1 protein-coding gene and 1 pseudogene are annotated in these 1,004 nt (G+C 65.8%); both read right to left on the bottom strand.

Annotation, left to right across the window (positions count from 1 at the left end; genetic code table 11):
- Positions 1-150, bottom strand: a 150-nt coding sequence (locus EOA38_RS37640; RefSeq protein WP_281060184.1) for a beta-ketoacyl synthase N-terminal-like domain-containing protein, incomplete at its 3' end; no start/stop codon positions are given.
- A 78-nt stretch (positions 151-228) separates the two neighbouring features.
- Positions 229-1,004 (bottom strand): annotated as a pseudogene (locus EOA38_RS37635) (beta-ketoacyl synthase N-terminal-like domain-containing protein); the annotation flags it as partial.

Below are 1,004 nucleotides of genomic sequence, written 5' to 3'. Positions count from 1 at the left end.
GACGGGGAAGCGGGTGATCGGGTGGATGCCGGATTTGCCGGAGGTCAGCGCCGCCCAGTTGTCTGCCTTGCCGACGCCCAGCGAGGTCACCACGCCGATGCCGGTCACGGCGACGACCGGCCTGCCCATGTGATCGCGGAGATTGGCCATGTTTTTGTGTGCCTCGGTCTAGAGCAATTCCGGGAAAAGCGTGTCGCGGTTTTCCGTACGGAATTGCATAAAACAAATCTATGCGGCTTTGATCAGCCCCAGGCCCTCGAATTGGTGATAGCCGATCGCGGTTGCAAGGACGGAATTGGGCGCGCCTTCGAATGGCCGCTCCACTGTGGCATCGAAGACAGGGTAACCGGCCTTGCGGTCGACGGCGAGTGCCGCAAGCGCCACCGCGAAGGGGAATTGCGCTTCCTTCATATGGCCGGTGAGCGTCGAGAACGCGCGCACGGCAAGCGCCGGGTTGGCGTCGAGCACTTCCTTCTCGGCCGCGGTGGCGGCGTGGTCACGGGCTCCGGCGGCGCTTTCCTTGTGCTGGAGCCCGTGACCACGCCGCCGCCTTCGGCGCCCTGCCGCTGCCAGACCGGCTTCCAGGGGCCGCGATGCAGGTAACCGGCAAGCTCATAGCCGAGCAGCATGTCGGAATGTTCTGTCTGGAACGCGCCGCCGACCAGGACATGGGTCGACTGGCCGGAGCGGATGCGCGCGGCGGCCGTCTCGACGGCGGAGACGCCTGCGCCTTCCTCGCCCATGAAGGTGCGGGACGAGCCGGTGACCTTGTGGACGATCGAAATGTTGCCGGCGAGCAGGTTCGAAAGCTGGGCCAGGAACAGCGTCGGCCGCAATTCCGTGGTCAGCTTCTCGTTGAGCAGCACGTCGCGATCGTTGCGGGTTTCGGAGGCCGCCAGGATTGCAGTGTCGACGGCCTCGTCGCGCTCTCCGCCGCCGGCCGCCACCACCATGTCCATGGTCGCGCAGAGCTCGTCATTGCCCTTGATGCCGGCGTCGTCCAG

The organism is Mesorhizobium sp. M1E.F.Ca.ET.041.01.1.1, from assembly GCF_003997355.1.
Taxonomy (GTDB): domain Bacteria; phylum Pseudomonadota; class Alphaproteobacteria; order Rhizobiales; family Rhizobiaceae; genus Mesorhizobium.
Note: the sequence above shows the minus strand (reverse complement) of the source record. Positions and strands in the feature narration are given on the sequence as shown.